At 64.7% G+C, this 21593-nt stretch carries 18 protein-coding genes; 9 read left to right on the forward strand and 9 right to left on the reverse strand.

Annotated features, from left to right (window positions below; genetic code table 11):
* The first annotated feature begins 75 nt into the window (after positions 1 to 75).
* From AC0L3U_RS08470 to cnbZ, 9 genes are all read left to right on the forward strand, one after another.
* The gene (locus tag AC0L3U_RS08470) at positions 76 to 618 is read left to right on the forward strand and encodes a phosphonopyruvate decarboxylase (RefSeq protein WP_473361398.1); all 543 of its coding nucleotides are present in this window, start codon (positions 76 to 78) and stop codon (positions 616 to 618) included.
* Positions 615 to 1205 (forward strand): thiamine pyrophosphate-dependent enzyme, encoded by a 591-nt coding sequence (locus AC0L3U_RS08475; RefSeq protein ID WP_473361399.1) that lies wholly within the window; start codon positions 615 to 617, stop codon positions 1203 to 1205. Before AC0L3U_RS08470 ends, AC0L3U_RS08475 begins: the two co-directional genes overlap by 4 nt.
* A 122-nt stretch (positions 1206 to 1327) precedes the next feature.
* Complete coding sequence (locus AC0L3U_RS08480; protein WP_456765337.1) at positions 1328 to 2029, forward strand: TetR/AcrR family transcriptional regulator; 702 nt, start codon at positions 1328 to 1330, stop codon at positions 2027 to 2029.
* A 1-nt stretch (position 2030) separates the two neighbouring features.
* Complete coding sequence (locus tag AC0L3U_RS08485; RefSeq protein WP_473288928.1) at positions 2031 to 3224, forward strand: efflux RND transporter periplasmic adaptor subunit; 1194 nt, start codon at positions 2031 to 2033, stop codon at positions 3222 to 3224.
* Positions 3225 to 3300: 76 nt separating this feature from the next.
* Entirely contained in the window at positions 3301 to 6396 is a 3096-nt protein-coding gene (locus AC0L3U_RS08490; RefSeq protein ID WP_473361599.1) for a MexW/MexI family multidrug efflux RND transporter permease subunit, read from the forward strand.
* Between the two features lie 133 nt (positions 6397 to 6529).
* A complete protein-coding gene (locus AC0L3U_RS08495) occupies positions 6530 to 9127 on the forward strand; it encodes an ATP-binding protein (RefSeq protein ID WP_473361400.1) in 2598 nt (865 codons plus the stop codon).
* A complete protein-coding gene (locus AC0L3U_RS08500) occupies positions 9124 to 9513 on the forward strand; it encodes a response regulator (protein WP_473361401.1) in 390 nt (129 codons plus the stop codon). Before AC0L3U_RS08495 ends, AC0L3U_RS08500 begins: the two co-directional genes overlap by 4 nt.
* Entirely contained in the window at positions 9510 to 10760 is a 1251-nt protein-coding gene (locus tag AC0L3U_RS08505; RefSeq protein ID WP_473361402.1) for an adenylate/guanylate cyclase domain-containing protein, read from the forward strand. Before AC0L3U_RS08500 ends, AC0L3U_RS08505 begins: the two co-directional genes overlap by 4 nt.
* Positions 10761 to 10769: 9 nt before the next feature.
* The gene (gene cnbZ, locus AC0L3U_RS08510) at positions 10770 to 11516 is read left to right on the forward strand and encodes a 2-amino-5-chloromuconate deaminase CnbZ (protein ID WP_473361403.1); all 747 of its coding nucleotides are present in this window, start codon (positions 10770 to 10772) and stop codon (positions 11514 to 11516) included.
* Here the strand turns inward: cnbZ and AC0L3U_RS08515 are convergent.
* The 9 genes from AC0L3U_RS08515 to AC0L3U_RS08555 form a co-directional block, all read right to left on the reverse strand.
* Complete coding sequence (locus tag AC0L3U_RS08515; RefSeq protein ID WP_473361404.1) at positions 11513 to 12403, reverse strand: ABC transporter permease; 891 nt, start codon at positions 12401 to 12403, stop codon at positions 11513 to 11515. The two genes, cnbZ and AC0L3U_RS08515, sit on opposite strands and share 4 nt — an antisense overlap.
* A 4-nt stretch (positions 12404 to 12407) precedes the next feature.
* Positions 12408 to 13349, reverse strand: coding sequence for an ABC transporter permease (locus AC0L3U_RS08520; protein ID WP_456765330.1), 942 nt, complete (start codon positions 13347 to 13349; stop codon positions 12408 to 12410).
* Positions 13350 to 13380: 31 nt separating this feature from the next.
* On the reverse strand, positions 13381 to 14904 hold the full coding sequence (locus AC0L3U_RS08525) for an ABC transporter substrate-binding protein (RefSeq protein WP_473361405.1): 1524 nt from the start codon (positions 14902 to 14904) through the stop codon (positions 13381 to 13383).
* Between the two features lie 23 nt (positions 14905 to 14927).
* Entirely contained in the window at positions 14928 to 16028 is a 1101-nt protein-coding gene (locus AC0L3U_RS08530) for an ABC transporter ATP-binding protein (protein ID WP_473361406.1), read from the reverse strand.
* Positions 16028 to 17017: an ABC transporter ATP-binding protein gene (locus AC0L3U_RS08535; RefSeq protein ID WP_473361407.1), complete on the reverse strand. Its 990-nt coding sequence runs from the start codon at positions 17015 to 17017 to the stop codon at positions 16028 to 16030. Before AC0L3U_RS08535 ends, AC0L3U_RS08530 begins: the two co-directional genes overlap by 1 nt.
* Entirely contained in the window at positions 17014 to 17724 is a 711-nt protein-coding gene (locus AC0L3U_RS08540) for a DUF1028 domain-containing protein (protein ID WP_473361408.1), read from the reverse strand. Before AC0L3U_RS08540 ends, AC0L3U_RS08535 begins: the two co-directional genes overlap by 4 nt.
* A gap of 9 nt (positions 17725 to 17733) precedes the next feature.
* Positions 17734 to 19539, reverse strand: a complete 1806-nt coding sequence (locus tag AC0L3U_RS08545; protein ID WP_473361409.1) for a gamma-glutamyltransferase family protein — start codon at positions 19537 to 19539, stop codon at positions 17734 to 17736.
* Positions 19540 to 19620: 81 nt separating this feature from the next.
* The gene (locus tag AC0L3U_RS08550) at positions 19621 to 20610 is read right to left on the reverse strand and encodes an ABC transporter ATP-binding protein (protein ID WP_473361410.1); all 990 of its coding nucleotides are present in this window, start codon (positions 20608 to 20610) and stop codon (positions 19621 to 19623) included.
* The gene (locus AC0L3U_RS08555; RefSeq protein ID WP_456765323.1) at positions 20607 to 21593 is read right to left on the reverse strand and encodes an ABC transporter ATP-binding protein; all 987 of its coding nucleotides are present in this window, start codon (positions 21591 to 21593) and stop codon (positions 20607 to 20609) included. The genes AC0L3U_RS08550 and AC0L3U_RS08555 overlap by 4 nt, the downstream gene beginning before the upstream one ends.

The following is a 21593-nucleotide window of genomic DNA, read 5'->3' on the forward strand; positions in this document are numbered from 1 at the left end:
TGTATTCGCTCTTTTGGGCGGCTCGGTTCACCGTCTACAGTCGAGCTGCGATTTGCAAGCCGACCGGACAGGAAAATGCACGCCCGCTTTGATGCTGCCGACACGGCTCCTTCATGGCCAGACGATATCTTCGCGGCCCTGCAACGCTTCGACGTTCGGCAGGTGCCTTACGTGCCCGACGCCGGCCATTCGAGGCTGATCCAGCGCGTGCTGGCATCGTCCACGATGCGCGGCATTCCGCTGACGACGGAGGAGGAGGGCGTGGCGCTGCTCGCCGGCGCCTGGACGGGTGGCCAGCGCGGCGTGCTGTTGATGCAGTCGAGCGGGGTCGGCAATTGCATCAACATGCTGTCGCTGATCCCGATCCTGCGCTTTCCCTTCCTCACGCTGGTGACCATGCGTGGCGAGTGGGGCGAGTTCAATCCGTGGCAGGTGCCGATGGGATCGACCACGCAGGGCGTGTTCGAGCTCTCGGGTGTCAAGGTGCTGCGGGCGTCTAACGCAGCCGAGGTGCCGGCCGTGCTCGAGGCGGCGGCCGCTCAGGCCTACAACGCGCTCACGCCCACCGCCGTCCTGCTGTCGCAGCGCCTGATCGGCGCCAAGGTTTTCACCAAATGAGCAAGGCCAATCTCCTCGACCGCCGTCAGGTGGTGTCCACGCTTCTCGCGGATCGCAAGGACGTGGTTGCGATCGGCGGCCTCGGCGCCTCTACCAACGACATGTGCGCGGCCGGCGATCATGCCCGGAATTTCTACCTCTGGGGCGGCATGGGCGGGGCGGCGATGATCGGGTTGGGCCTCGCTCTGGCGCAGCCAAAATTGCCGGTGCTGGTCATCACCGGCGACGGCGAGATGTTGATGGGCATGGGCAGCCTTGCCACCATCGGCCTTCAGAAGCCGTCCAATCTCTCGATCGCGGTGCTCGATAACGAGGCCTATGGCGAGACCGGGGGCCAGGCCAGCCACACGGCCGCAGCCGCCGACCTCGTCGGCGTCGCCAGGGCCTGCGGCATCGGGGATAGCCGGTCTGTGACGACCATGGCCGAGGTCGAGGCGTTCGCCAGAGCCGTCCACGACGTCACGGCCGGGCCGCGTTTTGCCAATGTGAAGATCGACAGCGCCAATCTGGAGCGGATTTTGCCGAGCCGGGACGGGACTTACATTCTCAACCGGATTCGCGGCGACCTCGGCTTCCGGCCAATCTAGGCGCTCCCGTCCTGCACGGAGACCGTGCGGGCGAGGTCAATTTCCACTGGAATTACAACGCACTCAGGTTGCGATGCAGCATAGTGCTTGACTTTTGCGTGGGTGAGTGCTTACTCACCAGCATGAGCTCATTGCGTATGACGAGCGACCTGAGGCGTCAATTGATCCTCGGCGCCGCAAAGCGTTGCTTTGCCCGACACGGCTATACCGGCACCACGACCAAGAGCGTGGCGGCCGCCGCTGCCATTTCCGAAGCGCTGCTGTTCAAGCATTTCCCGTCCAAGGCCGCGCTTTACGCCGAAATTCTCAGCGACGAATGCGAGGCGGACCCAGCGCTCATGGAGCTCCTCGAACGGGAGCCGTCGACCGCCACGTTGGTCGAGCTGATCCGCGGCATGGTCGGACATTTCATGCACATCGCCGACGGGCCCGACCAGGAAGAGGCCCAGCGCCTGCGACTGATGACCACGAGTCATTTGGATGATGGCGAATTCGCGCGTTTGCTATATGCCAAGATCGAGACGCTGATCGGGGCGGCCTTCGTTGCCTCGCTCAAGCGTGCGGTTGCCGCGGGGGACGCGCGGCCATACAACGGCGAACCGCTCAACCTGTTCTGGTTTGCGCATCACACCGTGATGACCGCTGCGCTGACTAGGCTGCCGGCCACGCCGTGTCTCGCTTACGGCAAGGCGAACGACCTCGAGCGGCAGCTCTGTGAGTTTCTCCTGAGGGGTATCGGACTTAACGACGCCGCAATTGCTTCGCATTTAGGCCGCGATCAGGCCGCGTGTGCGGACAAGACGGCGATTGCAGAGAGTGCATGACATGAACATCGTCACCGAACACAAGATTTCGGGCGAACCGATCGACAACAAGGCTCCGAAGCGTCCGGTCCGGCCGGTGCTCTGGTTCATCATCGTCGGCGCGCTTCTGGCCGTGCTCGTCGGTGGCCTCGTCTGGTTCAATTATTTCCGCGGCCAGATGATCAAGCAGTTCTTCGCCAACAACAAGCCGCCGCCGGTCGCGGTCAGCGCCGCCGAGGCGAAGTCCGAGGTGGTGCCGAACCTGCTGACGGCCGTCGGCGGGCTGTCCGCTGTGCACCAGGTTGACGTCAGCGCCGACGTCAACGGCCGCGTCACCGAGATCAAGTTCGAGCCGGGCACGCATGTCGAGGCCGGCACGCCGCTGGTGCAGATGTTCGACGCGCCGGAGCAGGGCGACCTCGCCAATTACAAGGCGCAGTCCACCGTCGCACAGCTGTCGCTGGACCGCGCCAAGCAACTCGCGTCGCGCCAGTTCGGCCCGCAGGCAACCGTCGACACCGCGCAGGCCGCGTACGATCAGGCGCTGGCGGGTATCGCCAAGACCGAAGCATTGATCTCGCAGAAGCTGGTCCGCGCGCCGTTCTCCGGCGATCTCGGCGTCCGCAAGGTCGAGGTGGGCCAGTATCTGACCGCCGGCACGGCCATCGTTTCGCTGACAGATCTGTCGGAGCTGTGGGCCAACTTCACGGTGACGGAAAAGGACTCGGGCAATCTCAAGGTCGGTCAGCCGGTTCGGCTGAAGGTCGATGCCTATCCGGGTCGCACCTTCGACGCCAAGATTACCACGATCGAGCCGCAGATCTCGGCCGACACCCGCAACATCCGCGTGCAGGCGACCATCTCCAATCCGGAGAAGATCCTGAAGCCCGGCATGTTCGTCACCACTACGGTGGTGCTGCCGGACAAGCCGGCCGTGGTCACCGTGCCGGAGACGGCGGTCGACTACACGCTGTACGGCGACTCCGTGTTCGTGATCACCGAGAAGAAGGAAGCTGACGGCAAGACCAGCCTGAGCGCGGTGCGCACTTTCGTGCAGACCGGCAGCCGGGTCGAAGGCCGCGTCGAAATCGTCAAGGGCGTGAAGCCGGGCGACAAGGTCGTCGCCGTCGGCCAACTCAAGCTGCAATCGGGCGCGGCGGTGTCGATTTCGACCGACCCGGCTCCGCAGATCCCGGCGCAGCCGCCGCGCTACTGACATCGTACACGTTGCAGCATGATCCGGCACGGCCGGGTCATGCGCTTTGCAAGTCAAAGAAATCGAGATCGCCGCGATGCGCTTTACTGATATTTTCATCAAACGCCCGGTTCTGTCGGTCGTCGTCAGCCTGCTGATCCTGCTGATCGGCCTGCGCGCGGCGACGACGCTGCCGATCCGGCAGTATCCGAAGCTGTCGAATACGGTCATCAACATCACGACCGTCTATCCGGGTGCGTCCGCGGACCTGATCCAGGGCTTCATCACCACGCCGATCGAGCAGGCTGTCGCTTCCGCCGAAGGCGTCGACTACATCACCTCGTCCTCGGTGCTCGGCACCTCGACGATCCAGGTCTACATCAAGCTGAATTTCGATCCGAACCAGGCGCTGACCGAGGTTCTGGCCAAGACGAACTCGGTCAAATATCTGATCCCGAAGGAATCCAACGACCCGATCGTCACCAAGACCACGGGCCAGACCACGGCCGTGATGTATCTCGGATTTTCGTCCGAAGAGCTGTCGGGCTCGGCGATCTCAGACTATCTGACGCGCGTTGTGCAACCGGTGCTGTCGACCGTCGACGGCGTCGCCTCCGCCGACATTCTCGGTGGCCAGACGTTTGCGATGCGGCTGTGGCTTGATCCCCTGAAGATGGCCGGCCGCAACGTGTCGCCTGCGGATGTCGCGACCGCGATCACCGCCAACAACTTCCAGTCTGCGGCGGGGCAGACCAAGGGCTATCTCATCGTCTCGAACGTATCGACGAATACGGGCCTGACCGACGTCAACCAGTTCAAGAAGATGATCGTCAAGGCCAAGGACGGCGGCTTCGTGCGGATGGAGGACATCGCCACCGTCGAACTTGCGGCCCAAAGCACGGACGCGAGCGTCGCCTTCAATGGCGAGCACGCGATCTTCATCGGTGTGCAGGCAACGCCGCAGGGCAACCCGCTGACGCTGGTCAAGGGCGTGCGGGCGCTGTTCCCCGAGCTCGAGCGCAATCTGCCGCCCTCGATGAAGATGAAGGTCGCGTACGATTCTACCAAGTTCATCCAATCCTCGATCGACGAGGTCGAGAAGACGCTGGGTGAAGCCGTGATCATCGTGATCGTGGTGATCTTCCTGTTCCTGGCGTCGTTCCGTTCGGTCATCATTCCCGTCGTCACCATCCCGCTGTCGATGATCGGCGTCTGCACGCTGATGTTGGCGCTGGGCTTCAGCTTCAACCTGTTGACCCTGCTCGCGATGGTGCTCGCGATCGGCCTCGTGGTCGACGACGCAATCGTCGTGGTGGAAAACATCCATCGGCATCTGGAGGAAGGGAAAACGCCGGTCCAGGCCTCACTGGAAGGCGCGCGTGAAATCGTGGGTCCCGTCGTCTCGATGACCATCACGCTCGCGGCCGTGTACGCGCCGATCGGTTTCCTCGGCGGCCTGACCGGCTCGCTGTTTCGTGAATTCGCCTTCACGCTTGCGGGCTCGGTGATCGTGTCCGGCGTGATCGCGCTGACGCTGTCGCCGATGATGTGCTCGGTGCTGCTGAAGAACACCGAAGAGGGTCGCTTCGCCAAGGCGGTCAACAAGGTGTTTGGCGCGCTGACGCGGTGGTACGGGCGCAGGCTCGACCGCTCGCTCGACTACAAGGCCATCACCGGCCTGTTTGCGGTGACCATCCTCGGGCTCGTCGGCTTCCTCTACATGCACACCTCGAAGGAGCTGGCGCCCGAGGAAGACCAGGGCATCGTGTTCGCGGTGACCAAGGCGCCGAAATACGCCAACATCGACTATGTCGACTTTTACGGCGAGAAGCTCGACAAGGAATTCCAGAAATTCCCCGAGACCGATCTGCGCTTCGTGCTGAACGGCATCAACGGCCCGCAGGGCGGTATCGCCGGCATGCTGCTCAAGCCTTGGGAGGAGCGCAAGCGCTCGTCGATCCAGCTGAAGTCGCTGGTGCAGGCCGAGCTTTCCAAGATCGAGGGCGTGCAGGCGTTCGCGTTCAACCTGCCGCCGCTGCCGGGCGGCCCGGGCGGCCTCCCGGTGCAAATGGTGATCAACTCCACCGCCAGCTTCCAGACTGTCTATGAGCAGATGGAGAAGCTGAAGGCTGCTGCCCGCAAGAGCGGAATGTTCATCGTCTCAGACAGCGACCTTGCCTACAACCAGCCGAACGTGAAGGTGACGATCAACCGCACCAAGGCGCAGGATCTCGGCGTCAGTATGCAGAACCTCGGCAGCTCGCTCGCGGTGCTGCTCGGCGGCAACTACATCAACCGCTTCAACCTGGAGGGCCGTTCCTATCAGGTCATCCCGCAGGTGCCGCGCGGCCAGCGGCTCTCGCCGGAATCGCTTGCCGGCTACTATGTGACGACCAACACCGGCCAGCAGCTTCCGCTGTCGACGGTGGTGTCGATCGAGACCAAGACCGAGCCGAATTCGCTGACACATTACAATCAGCTCAATTCGGCGACCTTCTCGGCAGTGCCGATGCCCGGCGTGACCGTCGGTGCTGCGGTCGACTTCCTCGAAAGCGAGGCCAAAAACCTGCCGCAAGGTTTCAGCCATGATTATCTTGCTGACAGCAGGCAGTATGTGCAGGAAGGCAACCAGCTCGCGATCACCTTCGGCTTTGCGCTGATCATCATCTTCCTGGTGCTGGCGGCGCAGTTCGAGAGCTTGCGCGATCCGCTGGTCATCATGATCTCGGTGCCGATGGCGATCGTTGGCGCGCTGATCCCGCTGTTCTTCGGCGTGGCGACCATGAACATCTACACCCAGGTCGGCCTGCTGACCTTGGTGGGCCTGATCACCAAGCACGGCATCCTGATGGTGGAGTTCGCCAACGAGCTCCAGATCAACGAGCGGCTCGATCGCCGCTCCGCCATCGAAATGTCGGCCCGCATTCGTCTGCGGCCGATCCTGATGACCACGGCCGCGATGGTGACGGGCCTGATCCCGCTTCTGACCGCGACCGGCGCAGGCGCGGCCAGCCGCTTCTCGATCGGTCTGGTGGTCGTCGCCGGAATGTCGATCGGCACGTTGTTCACGCTGTTCGTGCTGCCGGCGGTCTATGTGGTGCTGGCGACCGACCATCGCGCGGCGGCCGATTCCGAGCGCAACAAGCAGGTCAACGATCTCGACCTCGGCTCCAAGGCGCTGCGGCCGACCTGAGGCCGCAAATCAAGGAACCCGAGGGCGGCAGCGGCCAATCCGCTGCCGCCCTTTTCTATTGCCTCCGGCGCGTCGGCTAGCCTTTCCCCGCTCGCGAGAGACAAGGTCCGGTCTTCTTGCTAGGTTCGGCGGGATGAGCCTTTCCCTCCACCCCGACACCCCGCAAGCCAGGACGCTGCCAAGCGCGTCGCCGGTTGCCGTCGCGTCCGGCACGACGCCAGGGCAGGGGATCAGGAGCCGGCTCTTCACGAAATATGTGGCGCTGTTCGTGGCTGTCGTCGCGATCGCGCTGCTGGCCAACGGGCTGTTCGAGGTCCTCTTCTATTATCGCGAGCACAAGGCCGCGCTGATCCGGGTCCAGCATGAACAGGCCGAGGCAGCCGCGGCCAAGATCGGTCAGTTCGTCAAGGAGATCGAGAGCCAGCTCGGCTGGACCACGCAGCTGCCCTGGTCGGTGGGTTCGATCGAGCAGCGCCGCTTCGATGCGCTGCGGCTGCTGCGCCAGGTCCCCGCGGTCACCGAGCTCGCCCAGGTCGATGCGACCGGCAGGGAGCGGCTGCGGGTCTCGCGGCTCGCCATGGACGCAATCGACAGCGGCATCGACCTGTCGGACGATCCGAAGTTCACCGAGGCGGTCGCGCACAAGGTTTTTTACGGTCCGGTCTATTTCCGCAGGGAGTCCGAGCCGTACATGACCCTGGCGCAGGCCGGGTCGCGCAAGGATGCCGGCGTCAGCATCGCGGAAGTCAATCTCAAGCTGATCTGGGACGTTGTATCCCAGATCAAGGTCGGCGAGCATGGACACGCCTACGTGGTCGGCCCGGAGGGACGCCTGATCGCGCACCCCGATATCAGCCTGGTCCTGCGCAACACCGACATGTCTGGTCTCACCCAGGTGCGCGCCGCACTTGCCGGAGGCAGCGCCACGCTCGACGCGCTTTCCGAAGCGCGCAATCTCCAGGGACGGAAGGTGCTGACCGCGTCGGCCCCGATCGCGCCGCTGCACTGGACCATGTTCGTCGAGCTCCCGGTCGAGGAGGCCTATGCGGCGCTCTATGCCGCGTTGGAACGGCTTGCATTCGTGCTGCTCGCGGCGTCGACCTTCGCGGTGCTTGCCGGGATATTCCTCGCGCGCCGCATGGTCGGTCCGATCCAGGCGCTGCGGAGCGGCGCCGAGCGCATCGGCAGCGGCGATTTCTCCCAGCGCATCTCGATCAGAACCGGTGACGAGCTCGAGGGTCTCGCAGACCAGTTCAACCACATGGGCGAGCGCCTGCAGGAATCGTATGCAGACCTGGAGAAAAAGGTCGAGGTGAGAACGGCCGAGTTGACCGAGTCGCTCGAGCAACAAACGGCTACGTCGGAAGTGTTGCAGGTCATCAGCTCGTCTCCGGGCGAACTCGCGCCGGTGTTCAACAAGATGCTCGAGAATGCCACACGCGTCTGTGGCGCGAGTTTCGGCGTGATGAATTTGTGGAATGGTGAGAGTTTCACGATTGCTGCGGATTACAATGTGCCGCCCGCGTTCGCGGCTTCGCGGAAAGATATGGCGATCCGTCCTCATCCGGAGAGCGCGCTTGCTGAGGTCGTCAGGACACGTCAGGTTGTCCACGTTCACGATGTGCAACAAACTCCGGCCTATCTGGCCGGAGGTCCGACCATTCGTGGAATCTCCGACGTTGCCGGCGCCCGCACGATCGTCATCGTGCCCATGATGAGGGACAGCGAGCTAATCGGAACCGTCGCGGTTTATCGCAAGGAGGTCCGGCCGTTCACCGACAAGCAAATCGCGTTGGTTGAGAACTTCACGAAGCAAGCCGTCATTGCAATCGAGAATACGCGGCTGCTGAACGAGTTGCGCAAGCGTACGACGGAGCTGTCGCAATCCCTCGACGATCTTCGCACCGCGCAGGACCGTCTGATCCAGACCGAGAAGCTGGCGTCCCTCGGCCAGCTCACGGCGGGGATCGCGCACGAGATCAAGAACCCGCTCAATTTCGTCAACAATTTCTCGGCGGTCTCGACCGAGCTGATCGACGAGCTCAACGAGGCCTTGCAAGCGGCCTCGCTCGACGGCACGACAAAAGAGGAGGTCGAGGAGCTGACTGGCATGCTCAAGAGCAATCTCGAGAAGATTGTGCAGCACGGCAAGCGCGCCGACTCCATCGTCAGGAACATGCTCTTGCATTCGCGCGAAGGCTCAGGCGAGCACCGTCCGGCGGACATCAATGCCATCGTCGAGGAAAGCCTCAACCTCGCCTATCACGGCGCGCGCGCCGAGAAGCCTGGCTTCAACGTCACGATCGAGCGCGGCTTCGACCCCGCCGCAGGCATGGTCGATATCTATCCACAGGAGATTACGCGCGTCTTCCTCAATCTGATCTCGAACGGCTTCTACGCCACTGCCCAGCGCAAGGAGAGCGCCCCAGACGCCTTCGAGCCCACCCTGTGCGCGGCAACCAGAACTTTCGGCGACAGGGTCGAGATCCGCATTCGCGACAACGGCACCGGCATCTCGTCCGAGGTGAAGGAGAAGATGTTCAATCCCTTCTTCACCACCAAGCCGGCCGGCGAAGGCACCGGGCTCGGCCTTTCCATGAGTCATGACATCGTCGTGAATCAGCACGGCGGCACGATCGACGTGAACACCGAGTCCGGTGTGTTCACCGAATTCATCATCAGCCTGCCGCGCATGATGGCGGCGGGCGACACTTCCGGAGGCAAGAGTTGAACGTTTACATCCTGGTCGTCGATGACGAGCCCGACGTCGAGGCGCTGTTCCGGCAGCAGTTCCGGCGCGATTTGCGCGCCGGCCGCTTCCAGATGGAATTCGCGCCGTCCGCGCCCGAAGCGCTGAAGCTCGCCGCCGAGGTTCGCGATCCCTCGTTGATCCTGATTCTGTCCGACATCAACATGCCCGGCATGAGCGGGCTCGACATGCTGCCGAAGGTGCGTGATGCGCATCCGGACGTTCCCGTCATCATGATCACCGCCTATGGCGACGCCGAGACGCGCCGGAAGGCGATCGAGCGCGGCGCAGTCGGACTTCTCACCAAGCCGATCGATTTCGCGCTGCTGCGGCAGGAAATCGACACGAGGCTCGGGCAAGCCGCATGACCGCGACCATCCTCTTCGTCGACGACGAGCCGGATCTCGAGGCGTTGGTCCTGCAAAAATTTCGCAGGCAGATTCGCGACGGGTCGGTAACGATCATGTTCGCGCGCGACGGCCTCGAAGCGCTGCAGTCACTCGAGCAGAACCCGCATGTCGACATGGTGGTCTCCGACATCAACATGCCCAGGATGGACGGGCTGTCGCTGCTGGCGAAGCTCCAGGAAGCCGAAGACAAGAAGTCCACCATTATCGTGTCGGCCTATGGCGACATGAGCAACATCCGCACTGCGATGAACCGCGGTGCGTTCGACTTCCTGACCAAACCGATTGACTTCGCGGACCTGGAGATGACGATCCAGAAGACTATCCGCCATATCGAAATGCTGCGTGAGATGCGAGGCCGCCAGGCGGAAGCAGAGCGCGCCCATGCCGCGCTCTCGCGTCATTTTTCGCCCGAGCTCGCCAAGCGTCTGGCGGCCAGTGGTGAGAGCGAGGGGATCGAAGTGCAGTGGCGCGACGTCGCGACCATCTTCACGGATATTACCGGCTTCACCTCGCTGGTCGAGAGTGCGCCGCCGGAGACGCTGGGCGCGCTTCTCAACGAGTATGTCGGCGGCATGACCGAGGTTGTCTTCGCGCACGAGGGGACTGTCGCCAAGATCATCGGCGATGCGATCCAGGTGCTCTTCAACGCGCCCGGCGATCAGCCCGACTATGCGACACGCGCAGTCGCCTGCGCACACGATCTCGACGCCTGGGCGGAGGAGTTTTCCGCGCGTTGGAAGGCGAGAGGCGTGAATTTCGGCACCACCCGCATCGGCATTCACGCCGGGCCGGCCCTGGTCGGAAATTTCGGCGGCAACCGGTTTTTCGACTACACCGCCTATGGCGACTCCATCAACATCGCGGCGCGACTGGAAGCCGCGAACAAGCATCTGGGCACGCGCATTTGCGTCAGTGCCGGCATCGCCGAGGCGGCTGAGAATTTTCGGGGTCGTCCCGTCGGGGAACTGATGCTGCGTGGACGCAGCGAACCGTTGCGCGCGTTCGAGCCGCTGACACCGGCCCAATTCGCTGCGCCGGAAACGGCGCTGTATTCCAAGGCTTTTGCCAAGATGGAGGCCGGTGATGCCGCAGCCATGCCGGCCTTCGCCGCGCTGGTCGGCATGCATGCCGACGATTCCCTGGCCGGCTTTCACCTGAAGCGCCTGCTTAATGGCGACAAGGGCATTCGCATGCAACTGGAATAGGAGTCCGATATGATTGGTGAATTCTCCGCCGGCAATTACCGTTTCATTCCGTCAGTATTCCAGTATTCGGCCGGTGCGGCCGCGGACGACGGCTACGAGATCGAGCGCGTCCGCTTCGACCGGCTGGTGCCGCTCGCGGAGGGGTTTGCGCTTGCCGCGAAGTATATTCAGGAGGCGGGGCGGCCGCTGACGGCGTTCTGCGCCTGCGAACTGCGCTCGCCCGCGGCCTTCAGCGAGGAAGGCTTTCGCGCGTTCAACCTGCACTATGTGAAGACGCTGTCCGAATGGCGCATCTTCGACGGCACCGCCAATCCGGTGGCGCGCAGCAATGTCTGTCCCGAGATCGATCCACCGGCCGAGCCGTCGTTCTACGCGTTCTCCTTCACGCGGCCGACAGTCTCGAAGACGCCGAGCTTCGTGATATCAGGCGGCGCCGAGGCGCGCGAGGGCAATGGGACCTATGTCGAGCGCACCGTGCGCTACCGCGACCTCAGCCCGGAAGGGCTTCGCGAGAAGGTGCGCTTCACGACGACGTCCCAGATGGAGAACAGGATGACGGCCTTCGGCTTCGGCTGGAAGGACACGACCGGCGTGCAAGCCTATTCCGTGCACGACTTCCACCACGCGCTGGTCGACGAGCTCGTCCGCCGCGGGGCGTTGCGGTCCGGCCTGACCTGGCACTATGCCCGGCCCCCGGTCGTCGATCTCGAATACGAGATGGATTGCCGCCGCGTGATGCGCGAGACCGTGATCTAGCGCTGGCGCGGATCGAGCGCGTCGCGCAGGCCGTCCCCGAGCAGGTTCAGCGACAGCACCACGAGGAAGATCGCAAGCCCCGGCCAGAGCGCCATCCAGGGCGCTTGGGTGAGGAAGCGCTGCGCTGCGTTGAGCATGCTGCCCCAGGATGGCGCCGGCGGCTGCTGGCCCAGGCCCAGGAAGGACAGCGCAGCTTCGGCGATGATGGCGGCCGCAATCGACAGCGTCGCCTGCACCAGCAGCGCCGGCAGGATGTTCGGCAGGATGTGCGAGAACGCGATCCGCCACGGCGGATTGCCGAGCGCGCGCGCCGCCTCGACATAATCCTCGGCCTTGACGTTCAACACCTGGCCGCGGGTCAGGCGGATGAAGATCGGGGTTGCCGAGATGCCGATCGCGATCATGGCGTTGCCGAGGCTCGGGCCGAGGAATGCGGCGAGCGCGATCGCCAGGATCAGGAACGGGCAGGCCAGCATCGCGTCGGTCATCCGGCTGATCAGCGCATCGACGAAGCCGCCGCGATAGCCGGCAAGCAGGCCGAGCGGGACGCCGACGCCCAGCGCGATCGCGACCGAGATGAGGCCCGCGAGCAGCGACGCGCGGGCGCCGTAGACGACGCGGCTCAGGATGTCGCGGCCGAGCTCGTCGGTGCCGAACCAGTGCGCCGCAGTGGGCGGCTTGCGGACCAGGCTCCAGCTCGTCGCGATGGGATCGTAGGGCACGACGAGCGGCGCGAGCAGCGCGATCCCGACGAACAACGTGATCATGACAAGTCCGAACACTGCGGCCTTGCGTTTGAACAAGCGGCGCCGGGCGCGCCGCGCCGGGCTGTCCAGCTCGTCAGCTTGCACGATAGGAGCAGCGGCGGGCAGGGCGGCATCGGTCATGAGTCTAGCCCCGCAGCCGCGGATTGACGAGGATGTAGGCGACGTCGGCAACCAGGTTCAGCGTGATGTAGACGGTCGCCGTCACCAGAACGACGCCCTGTACCACCGCGTAGTCGCGGTTGAACACGGCGTCCACGATCAGTTTTCCGAAGCCGGGAATGGAGAAGATCTGCTCGGTCAGGACCGCCCCCGACAACAGCGTGCCGAGCTCGAGCGCACCGAGCGTGATGATCGGCGTGAGTGCGTTGCGCATGGCGTGCTTGAGGATGACCGAGCGTTCGGACAATCCCTTGGCGCGCGCGGTGCGGACATAGTCGCTTTCCAGCACCTGCAGCATGGCACTCCGGGTGTGCCGCATCAGGACCGCCGAAATCGCGTTGCCGAGCACGAAGGCCGGCATGATGGTGGCGGCGAGGCTCGCACGCCAGTTCTCGGTCAGCGGCACGTAGCCGGACGCCGGCAGCCAGCCGAGTTCGATCGAGAACAGGAAAATGAGCATGATGCCGAGCCAAAAATTCGGCGTCGAGATGCCCCACAGCGCAAACAAATTGGCGCCATAGTCCCAGACGGTGCCCCTTTTCACGGCGGAGACGATGCCGGCGGGAATGCCGATCAGGAGGGCGATCAACATTGCCATCGAGCCGAGCTGGAGCGTCACCGGCAGCTTCTGCGCGATCAGCTCGCGCACCGGCATCTTGTTGCGCAGCGATTCACCGAAATTGCCTGATAGAACGCCCTTGAGCCAATAGACGTACTGCACGGGGATCGGCTGATCGAGCCGGTATTGATGGCGGATCTGTTCGATTGCCGCGGGATCACGCTCCTCGCCGGCCATCACCAGTGCCGGATCACCCGGCAACAATTGCTGGAGCGAGAAGATCAGCAACGACACGAAGAACAGTGTCGGCACGATCTGCGCGATGCGTCGGGCGAGAAAGTTCAGCATGGCGCCGGCCGGTTGTCAGGCGATGCCACGCTCACTTGAACTTCAGCCCGACCACGCGCACCAGCCCGTCGGGCATCTGCCTGTAACCCTGGAGCTTGGTCGTGTGCGCAATCAGAAGCGTGCGGTGGTAGATGTAGATGATCGGCAAATCGTCGAGCAGGATCTTGGCCATCTTTTCGTAGATCGCCTTGCGCTCCGCGACATTGGCGGTCAGCCTTCCTTCTTCCAGCAGCTTATCGGTCTCCGGATTCGAATAGACGCCATCGTTCTGCGGTGCCTTGCTGCGCATGAAGATATAGGAGTTGCCATCGGGGTCGATGCGGCCGCTCCAGTTGATCTGGAAGATCTGGAACTCGCCGGCCTGGGCCTGCTTGAAGGTGGTCGCGAATTCGACGACGCGGACCCTGATGTCGAAACCTGCTTCGGCCGCCATGGACTGCACGACCTGGGCGACGGCCTCGTACTCGGTCCCCTTCGGCACCATGTAGTCGACCGTGACGGGCAGGCTGACGCCAGCCTCCTTCAACAGCGCCTTCGCCTTTGCGATGTCGCGACCGTGAAGGGGGAATGCCTTCTGGTAGTAGGGATGCGTCGGGCTGACCCATTGATTGCCGGGGGTGAACTCGCCGTTGAACACGACCTGGTTGATCGCCTCGCGATCGATCGACAGATCGAGCGCCTGGCGGACTTTCGCCGATTGGCTCAGCGGCCCCTTGGCTTTGTCGTTGCCAATATTGATAGTCAGGCCGAGATAGCCCAGCTCAGGCGCGGTCGACAGCACCAGCTTGGGGTCGGCGCGGACGTCCTTGATGTCGGTGGCGAGCACGCGCTCGATCAGATCGAGTCCGCCGGACTTCAGGTTGGCAAGGCGCACCGTGGCGTCCACGATCGGCAGGAACACCACGCGGTCGATATGGATGTTGTCCTTGTTCCAGTAGTCGGCGAATCTCTCGAACACCATGCGGTCCTGTTGTACGCGCTCGACGAATTTGTAGGGACCGGCGCAGACCGGATGCAGGCCAAACTTGTCGCCAGCTTCCTTGGCGGCCTTCGGCGACACCATCATGCCGGAGCGGTCGGTCAGCTGGGCGATCAGGGGCGAGTAAGGCGTCTTGAGCACCAGCTTGATGGTCAGGGGATCGACGACCTCGACATGGTCGACGCTGGCGAGCTCGGACTTGCGGAACGAACCCGGCAGCGTCATGTGACGCTCGATCGAGAACTTTGCAGCTTCTGCATCGAGCGGTTCGCCGTCGTGGAATTTCACGTTCGGCCGGAGCTTGATGATCATCTCCTTGCCGTCGGCCGAGGTCTCATGGGACAGCGCGAGCTGCGGCACGATGTTGAGCTTCTCGTCGATGTCGAACAGCTTGTCGCAGAAGGCGGAGAACACGATGCGGCCGACATAGGTGCGGCCGATGCTGGGGTCGAGGATATCAGGGTCCTCGCCGATGCCGATGCGAAGCGTGGTCTGGGCTTGGGCCTGGATTTGGGCCGCGCTCACGAGCGACGTCAGCAATGCCGACGCCAGGAGTGCCAAACGCATAGGTCTCATCGCTCTCAACCTCTGTTTTACGGCTATGCCGGGTTCGTCCCCAATGGACTAACCCCGCTGCCGCGGACTGCTTCCGGGCCGCCGCTGAAGGCGGCAACCAATTTTTCGAGAACCGGGGAGAAGCCGCCGTCCGTTGGGACGATGGCCTCGGACGACGGCAGTTCCGACGTTCGGTGGCATGCCGTTGCATGTCCGATGCCATCCGGCACGAGCTGAGGCATTTCGCTGCGGCAACGATCGACCACGTAGGGGCAGCGGGTATGGAAGCGGCATGCCGGCGGCGGATTGAGCGCGCTGGGGATCTCTCCCTGCAGCACAATCCGGCTGCGCTTTGCCCGCGGTTTAGGCACCGGGATCGCGGACAGCAGGGCCCGGCTATAGGGATGGCGGGGTGCGGCGAACAGCGCGTCCGCCGCCGCCGTCTCGACGATCTGGCCGAGATTCATCACCGCTACGTGGTCGGCGATGTGCTTGACCACCGCGAGGTCGTGCGAGACGAAAATGTAGGCCAGCCCAAGCCGGTCCTGGAGCTCGCGCAGCAGATTGAGGATCTGCGAGCGGATCGAGACGTCGAGCGCCGAGACCGGCTCATCGCAGATGATCAGTTTCGGCTCGACCGCGAGCGCGCGGGCGATGGCAATGCGCTGGCGCTGGCCGCCGGAAAACTCGTGCGGATAACGCCGGGCCAGCCGCGGCTCCAGCCCGACCAGCCGCAAGATCTCCTCGACGCGTTCGCGCCGCCGGGCGGGCGGCACCAGATCATGCAGCGCCAGCGGCTCGGTCAGGATCTGGCCGACGGTCATGCGCGGATTGAGCGAGGCGTAGGGATCCTGAAAGATGATCTGCGCCTCGCGACGAAAGGCGCGCAGCGCGCCGGCGTCGAGCGAGAGCAGATCGCGGCCTTCGAACCGGATTGTGCCTGCATCCGGCTCGATCAGCCGCAGCACCAGGCGGCTGACGGTGGATTTGCCGCAGCCGGATTCACCGACCAGCGCCAGCGTCTTGCCGGCATCGAGCGAGAAGGAAACGCCATCGACGGCTTTGACATGCGCCAGCGCCCGGCCGAACAGCGAGCGCTCGGCGACGAAATGCTTGACCAGGCCGTCGACCTCGAGCAGCGCCATCACGACACCAGACGTTCGAGCGGCGCGCGGATGCAGCGCGAGAGGTGGCCGGGACCGACTTCGACCAGCGGCGGCGGCGCCTTGGTGCAGGCGTCCAGCACAAACGGGCAGCGCGCGGCGAAACGGCATCCCGCGGGCGGCTGCGCCATGTTCGGAACCATGCCCTCGATCGTGGCAAGCTGTTCGGCGCGATGGTCGAGCCGCGGGATCGAGCCGAGCAGGCCGACGGTGTAGGGATGTTGCGGCGTCGAGAACAGCTCGTCGACGGGCGCGCGCTCGACGATCTCGCCGGCATACATCACCGCGACCTCGTCGCAGACTTCGGCGACCACGCCGAGATCGTGGGTGATCAGGATGATGGCCGCGCCGCTCGCCGCCTTCAACTCGCGCATCAGCTCCAGGATCTGCGCCTGCAGGGTGACATCGAGCGCGGTGGTCGGCTCGTCCGCGATCAGCAGCCGCGGGTCGCAGGCCAGCGCCATCGCGATCATGACGCGCTGGCGCATGCCGCCGGAGAGCTTGTGCGGATATTCGTCGATCCGCCGCTCGGGCGAGGGGATGTGGACGCGACGCAGCAGATCGATCGCCCGCTCGCGCGCACTCCTGCGCGAGCCGCCGCGATGGCGCAGAATCGTCTCGACGATCTGGTCGCCGATGGTGAAGCTCGGATTGAGCGAGGTCATCGGCTCCTGAAAGATCATCGCGAGCCGGTTGCCGCGAAGGTCGCGCATCGTCTGGTCCGACGTCTTGAGCAGGTCGAAACCGTCGAAGCGGATCGCGCCGGAGATCTCCGCGCTCTGCTTCGGCAGCAGGCCCATGATCGCCAGCGACGTCACGCTCTTGCCGCAGCCGGATTCGCCGACGAGGCCGAGCGTCGCGCCATTGGCGACGCTGAGATCGACGCCGTCGACCGCGTGGGTGACGCGGCCGTCGTCGCCGTGAAAACGAATACGCAGATGGCTGATCTCGATGAGGGGGCTCGGGTTCATGATTGTCTTGCGCGCGCTGCGGCGATGCTGGCGTCGATGACGCTGCGATCGGTGTTGCCGGCCGGGTTCTGCCGCGTCGGCATGGAGGCGCGGAAGTGGACCCAGAGCTCGTGGCTGACCCGTTCGAGCCGCTCGAGCTCACCGAGCGGATCGGGATGATCGTCGGCGCGCAGGTCCAATGCCGGCCATTCCTCCTCGCCGTGGATCAGGAGCGCGGCGGACTGCTTGCCGCGCTTGTCGCCGCCGGCGGCCTCGCCCCCGCGCATCGCGGCGAGCAGGCGGCGCGGGAAAGGCAGGCTGTCATTGGCGATATAGGTCTTTGCGGTCTCGTCGAGCACATCGGCGCCCGCGAGCATGTTGCCGGCGATCGAGAAGCCGCTGCCCGCGATGTGTCCGCACCAATCGACGCAGTCGCGCCCGGTATGCGCGGCAATCGCGCCGCTGGCGTCCATGATGTGGACCTGGCGGCTCTCGCGGCCATCGTCGGTCGCGAGCAGGGCGGCCAGCGCGTCGTGTGCGTTGAGACCCTGACGCAGCAGCTTGACGCCGTCGATGCCGTAATAAGGATTGACGAAGGCCTGCGTCGCGATGGCGCCAAGGCCCGCAGCGATGTAGGGCACTCGCGCGCCGACGGCGAAGAAGCGCGTGGCTACGGCGATGCCAAACTGGCCGGTAGCAGAATCGCGCGCGATAATCGACCAGGTCATGTGCTGCCTTTAGCGCCCTGCGGCGTAGCCCTGCATGCCGCGTGGATTGGCGGCGGCGCGGCGACGCGGACCGACGCGCGAGGCCGCGGTGAGGCGGCCTTCCGACCAATCCGGTCCGACCTCGACGATATGTCCGCGTTCGCGAAGATTCGCGATCGTCGCCTTCGGCACGCGGTTCTCGACCACGAGCACGCCGGGGCGCGCGGTGCGGGGCCAGAACGAGATCGGGAAATGCTCGGAGTGCCAGGCCGGGGCGTCGATCGCCTCCTGGAGATTGAGGTTGCAATGGACGTGCCGCAGGAAGAACTGCGTGATCCACTGGTCCTGCTGGTCGCCTCCGGGCGAGCCCCAGGCGAGATAAGGCTCGCCGTCGCGCAATGCCATGGTGGGGGACAGCGTGGTGCGCGGCCGCTTGCCGGGCGCGAGCGAGCTCGGTTGGTTCTCCTCCAGATCGAACATCTGCGCGCGGCTGCCGAGGCAGAAGCCGAGCTCGGGAATGATCGGAGAGGATTGCAGCCAGCCGCCTGATGGCGTCGAGGACACCATGTTGCCGGCCTTGTCGATGATGTCGAAATGCACGGTGTCGCCGCGCACCTCGCCGAAGCGACCCACCGTCGGCTCGCCGGCGCCGAGCGCGCCGACAGCCTCGCGCTGGCCCTCGGCGCGGCGCAGCTTGACCACGCCGCCAAAGCCCTCGATCGCACCGGGCCGGAGATCGAGCGAGGCCTTGTCGGTGACGAGCTTGCGGCGCTCGTTGTTGTAGGCATCCGACAGCAGCGTTCCGATCGGGATCTCGCTGAACTCAGGATCGCCGTAGAATTTCTCGCGGTCGGCGAAGGCGAGCTTGGCGCATTCGATCTGGAGATGGATGAATTCCGGCCCGGTCGGGTCGAGCCCATCGAGCGCAAAGCCCTTCAGCAGCGCGAGCTGCTGCAGCGTTACCGGACCCTGGCTCCAGACCCCGGCCTTGCAGACAGTGTAGCGGCCATAATCGTAGGTGAGCGGGGTCTCGACCGTCGGCTGCCAGCGCGCCATGTCATCGGCCGACAGCACGCCGCGATGCGGCGAGCCGCTGACGTCCATCACGTCCTGCGTCCGGCAGAATTTGTCGATGGCTTCCGCGACGAAGCCCTGCGACCACGCCTTGCGTGCGCGCTCGATCTCGGCGTCGCGGCCGCCGCCGCCGCTCTCGGCTTCGCTCAGGATTCGTGCGTAGGTCGCCGCAAGCGTCTTGTTGGTGAAGAGCGTGCCGGGCTTTGGCACTTCGCCGTTCGGGAGATAGACGGCGGCTGACGTCGGCCAATGCTTGCGGAATAATTGCTCGACGGTCTGGATCGTGGCGCAGGCGCGCTCGACCAGCGGATAGCCGTCGCGCGCATAGGAGATCGCGGGCTCCAGCACGTCGCGCACGCGCATCGTGCCGTAGTCACGCAGCAGCATCATCCAGGATTCGAAGGTGCCGGGGACGCAGGCCGCGAGCAGGCCGGTGCCAGGCACCATGTCGAGGCCTTCGCTCTTGTAATGCGCGATGGTGGCGCGGGCCGGGGCGGGACCCTGGCCGCAGATCACCTCGGTGCGGCCGCGCTTCACGTCGTGCACGATGATCGGAACGTCGCCGCCGGGGCCGTTCAGATGCGGCTCGACCACCTGGAGCGTGAAAGCGGTGGCGACGCCGGCGTCAAAGGCGTTGCCGCCCTTTTCCAGGATGGCCATGCCGATAGCAGTCGCGATCCAGTGCGTGGTCGCGACGACCCCGAAGGTGCCTTCGATCTCGGGGCGTGTCGTGAAGGGATCGGGATTGACGATGCTGGCCATGGACTACCTCATTTGCGGCGCGCGCAATTGATCACAGGGCCAGGCCGCCGCCAAATGCGCAGGCTGCATGGCACGCGCGCGTCACGCCGGTACCGGCGCGGTGTTGACCGCATGGCAGGCGACGCCGTTGATCAGGCTCGGCGCCTCCTTGCGGCAGAGGTCGAACGCCAGCGGACAGCGCGGATTAAAGGCGCACCCGGACGGCGGATTGATCGGGTTCGGGATCTCGCCCTTCACCGGAATGCGCTGGCGGCCGCTCATGGCAAGATCGGGCACGGCCCCCAGCAGCATCTTGGTGTAGGGCATGCGCGGACGGGCAAACAGCTCGCGCCCTTCCGCGATCTCGACAATGCGGCCGAGATACATCACGCCGACGCGGCTCGCCATGTGGCGGACCACGGCGAGGTTGTGACTGATGAACATGTAGGTCAGGCCGAACTTGTCCTGGAGGTCGCGCATCAGGTTCAGGATCTGCGCCTGTACGGAGACGTCGAGCGCGGAGGTCGGCTCGTCGCAGACAATGAACTCCGCGTCGGAGGCGAGCGCGCGAGCGATCGCGATGCGCTGACGCTGGCCGCCCGAGAATTCGTGCGGAAATTTCAACCTGTCGTCGGGATGCAGGCCGACGAGGCTGAGAAGCTCTCCGACCCGCGCCTGGATGTCGCGCTCGCCCTCGATCAGGTCGAACGCGCGGATCGGCTCGGAGATGATGGCGTCGACCCGGAAGCGTGGGTTCAGGCTCGCATAGGGATCCTGAAAGATCATCTGGATGCGGCGGCGCAGTTTCCGCCGCGCCTGGGCCTGCCGCGGATCGGTCATTGAGATGCCGTCGATCAGGACGTTGCCGGAGCTTGGCGGCAGCAAGCCGACGATCATCCTCGCCACCGTGGTCTTGCCCGAGCCGGATTCGCCGACCAGTGCAAAGGTCTCGCCCTTCCTGATGTCGAAGGTGACGCCGTCGACGGCCTTGAGATATTCGAGCTGCCCGCCTTCGAGCATGCGGTTGAGCCAGGGTTTCGAGACGTCGAAGACGCGGCGCAGATTCGTGGCCTGAACGAAGGGAGTGCTCATGCCGCGCTCTCCGCCGGCACGCCGTCATAGAGATGGCAGGCGACCGATTGCGCGCCCCGTGGCAGTGGCTCCGGTCGCTCGACACGGCAGCGATCGAACGCCAACGCGCAGCGTGGATTGAACGAGCACCCGCGCGGAATCGCCGACAGGCGCGGCATGGAGCCGGGGATCTGCACCAGGCGCTTGTCGTCGCCCGCGAGCGTCGGGATCGCGCCCATCAGGCCCTTGGCGTAAGGATGCAGCGCGTTCTGCACGACATCCTGCACCGGACCGATCTCCGCGACGCGGCCGGCATACATTACCGCGACCCGGTCGGAGGTCTCGGCGATCACGCCCATGTCGTGGGTCACCAGCATCACCGCGGTGCCGTGGTCGCGGCCGAGACGCTTGATGAGCGAGATGATCTGCGCCTGCACCGAGACGTCGAGCGCGGTGGTCGGCTCGTCGGCGATGATCAGCTCCGGTTCGGCGCAGATCGCGAGCGCAATCACCACGCGCTGGCGCATGCCGCCGGAGAATTCGTGCGGATAGCCGTCGATGCGCTTTTCCGGAGCCGGGATTCCGACTTCGGCGAGCAGGTCGATGGCTCGGCGGCGGGCGGCGGTCTCGGACAGGTTCAGATGGGTTCTGATCGTCTCGATGAGCTGGTCGCCGATCTTGTACAGCGGATTGAGCGAGGTGAGGGGGTCCTGGAAGATCATGCCGATGCGTTTTCCCCGCACGCGGCGCATCTCTTCTTGCGGCAGATTGTCGATGCGCAGGCCGGAGAGGCGGATCTCGCCGCCCGAGATGCGGCCCGGGGAATCGATCAGGCCAATGACCGCGAGTCCGGTGACCGATTTGCCTGCGCCGGACTCGCCGACAACACCGAGCACCTCGCCTTTGGCGATGTCGAAGGAGACATTATCGATCGCGCGCAACGTGCCCCGGCGGGAGGCGAACTCGACCTGAAGATTACGAACGGAGAGAACGGGCTCGGTCAT

Source organism: Bradyrhizobium sp. Kon69 (assembly GCF_055807515.1).

What these genes read in the sequence shown, in the direction of transcription:
- AC0L3U_RS08470 (WP_473361398.1), top strand. Translation starts at nt 76, where the DNA reads ATGCACGCCCGCTTTGATGCTGCCGACACGGCTCCTTCATGGCCAGAC.
- AC0L3U_RS08475 (WP_473361399.1), top strand. Translation starts at nt 615, where the DNA reads ATGAGCAAGGCCAATCTCCTCGACCGCCGTCAGGTGGTGTCCACGCTT.
- AC0L3U_RS08480 (WP_456765337.1), top strand. Translation starts at nt 1,328, where the DNA reads ATGAGCTCATTGCGTATGACGAGCGACCTGAGGCGTCAATTGATCCTC.
- AC0L3U_RS08485 (WP_473288928.1), top strand. Translation starts at nt 2,031, where the DNA reads ATGAACATCGTCACCGAACACAAGATTTCGGGCGAACCGATCGACAAC.
- AC0L3U_RS08490 (WP_473361599.1), top strand. Translation starts at nt 3,301, where the DNA reads ATGCGCTTTACTGATATTTTCATCAAACGCCCGGTTCTGTCGGTCGTC.
- AC0L3U_RS08495 (WP_473361400.1), top strand. Translation starts at nt 6,530, where the DNA reads ATGAGCCTTTCCCTCCACCCCGACACCCCGCAAGCCAGGACGCTGCCA.
- AC0L3U_RS08505 (WP_473361402.1), top strand. Translation starts at nt 9,510, where the DNA reads ATGACCGCGACCATCCTCTTCGTCGACGACGAGCCGGATCTCGAGGCG.
- cnbZ (WP_473361403.1), top strand. Translation starts at nt 10,770, where the DNA reads ATGATTGGTGAATTCTCCGCCGGCAATTACCGTTTCATTCCGTCAGTA.
- AC0L3U_RS08515 (WP_473361404.1), bottom strand. Translation starts at nt 12,403, where the DNA reads ATGACCGATGCCGCCCTGCCCGCCGCTGCTCCTATCGTGCAAGCTGAC.
- AC0L3U_RS08520 (WP_456765330.1), bottom strand. Translation starts at nt 13,349, where the DNA reads ATGCTGAACTTTCTCGCCCGACGCATCGCGCAGATCGTGCCGACACTG.
- AC0L3U_RS08525 (WP_473361405.1), bottom strand. Translation starts at nt 14,904, where the DNA reads ATGAGACCTATGCGTTTGGCACTCCTGGCGTCGGCATTGCTGACGTCG.
- AC0L3U_RS08530 (WP_473361406.1), bottom strand. Translation starts at nt 16,028, where the DNA reads ATGGCGCTGCTCGAGGTCGACGGCCTGGTCAAGCATTTCGTCGCCGAG.
- AC0L3U_RS08535 (WP_473361407.1), bottom strand. Translation starts at nt 17,017, where the DNA reads ATGAACCCGAGCCCCCTCATCGAGATCAGCCATCTGCGTATTCGTTTT.
- AC0L3U_RS08540 (WP_473361408.1), bottom strand. Translation starts at nt 17,724, where the DNA reads ATGACCTGGTCGATTATCGCGCGCGATTCTGCTACCGGCCAGTTTGGC.
- AC0L3U_RS08545 (WP_473361409.1), bottom strand. Translation starts at nt 19,539, where the DNA reads ATGGCCAGCATCGTCAATCCCGATCCCTTCACGACACGCCCCGAGATC.
- AC0L3U_RS08550 (WP_473361410.1), bottom strand. Translation starts at nt 20,610, where the DNA reads ATGAGCACTCCCTTCGTTCAGGCCACGAATCTGCGCCGCGTCTTCGAC.
- AC0L3U_RS08555 (WP_456765323.1), bottom strand. Translation starts at nt 21,593, where the DNA reads ATGACCGAGCCCGTTCTCTCCGTTCGTAATCTTCAGGTCGAGTTCGCC.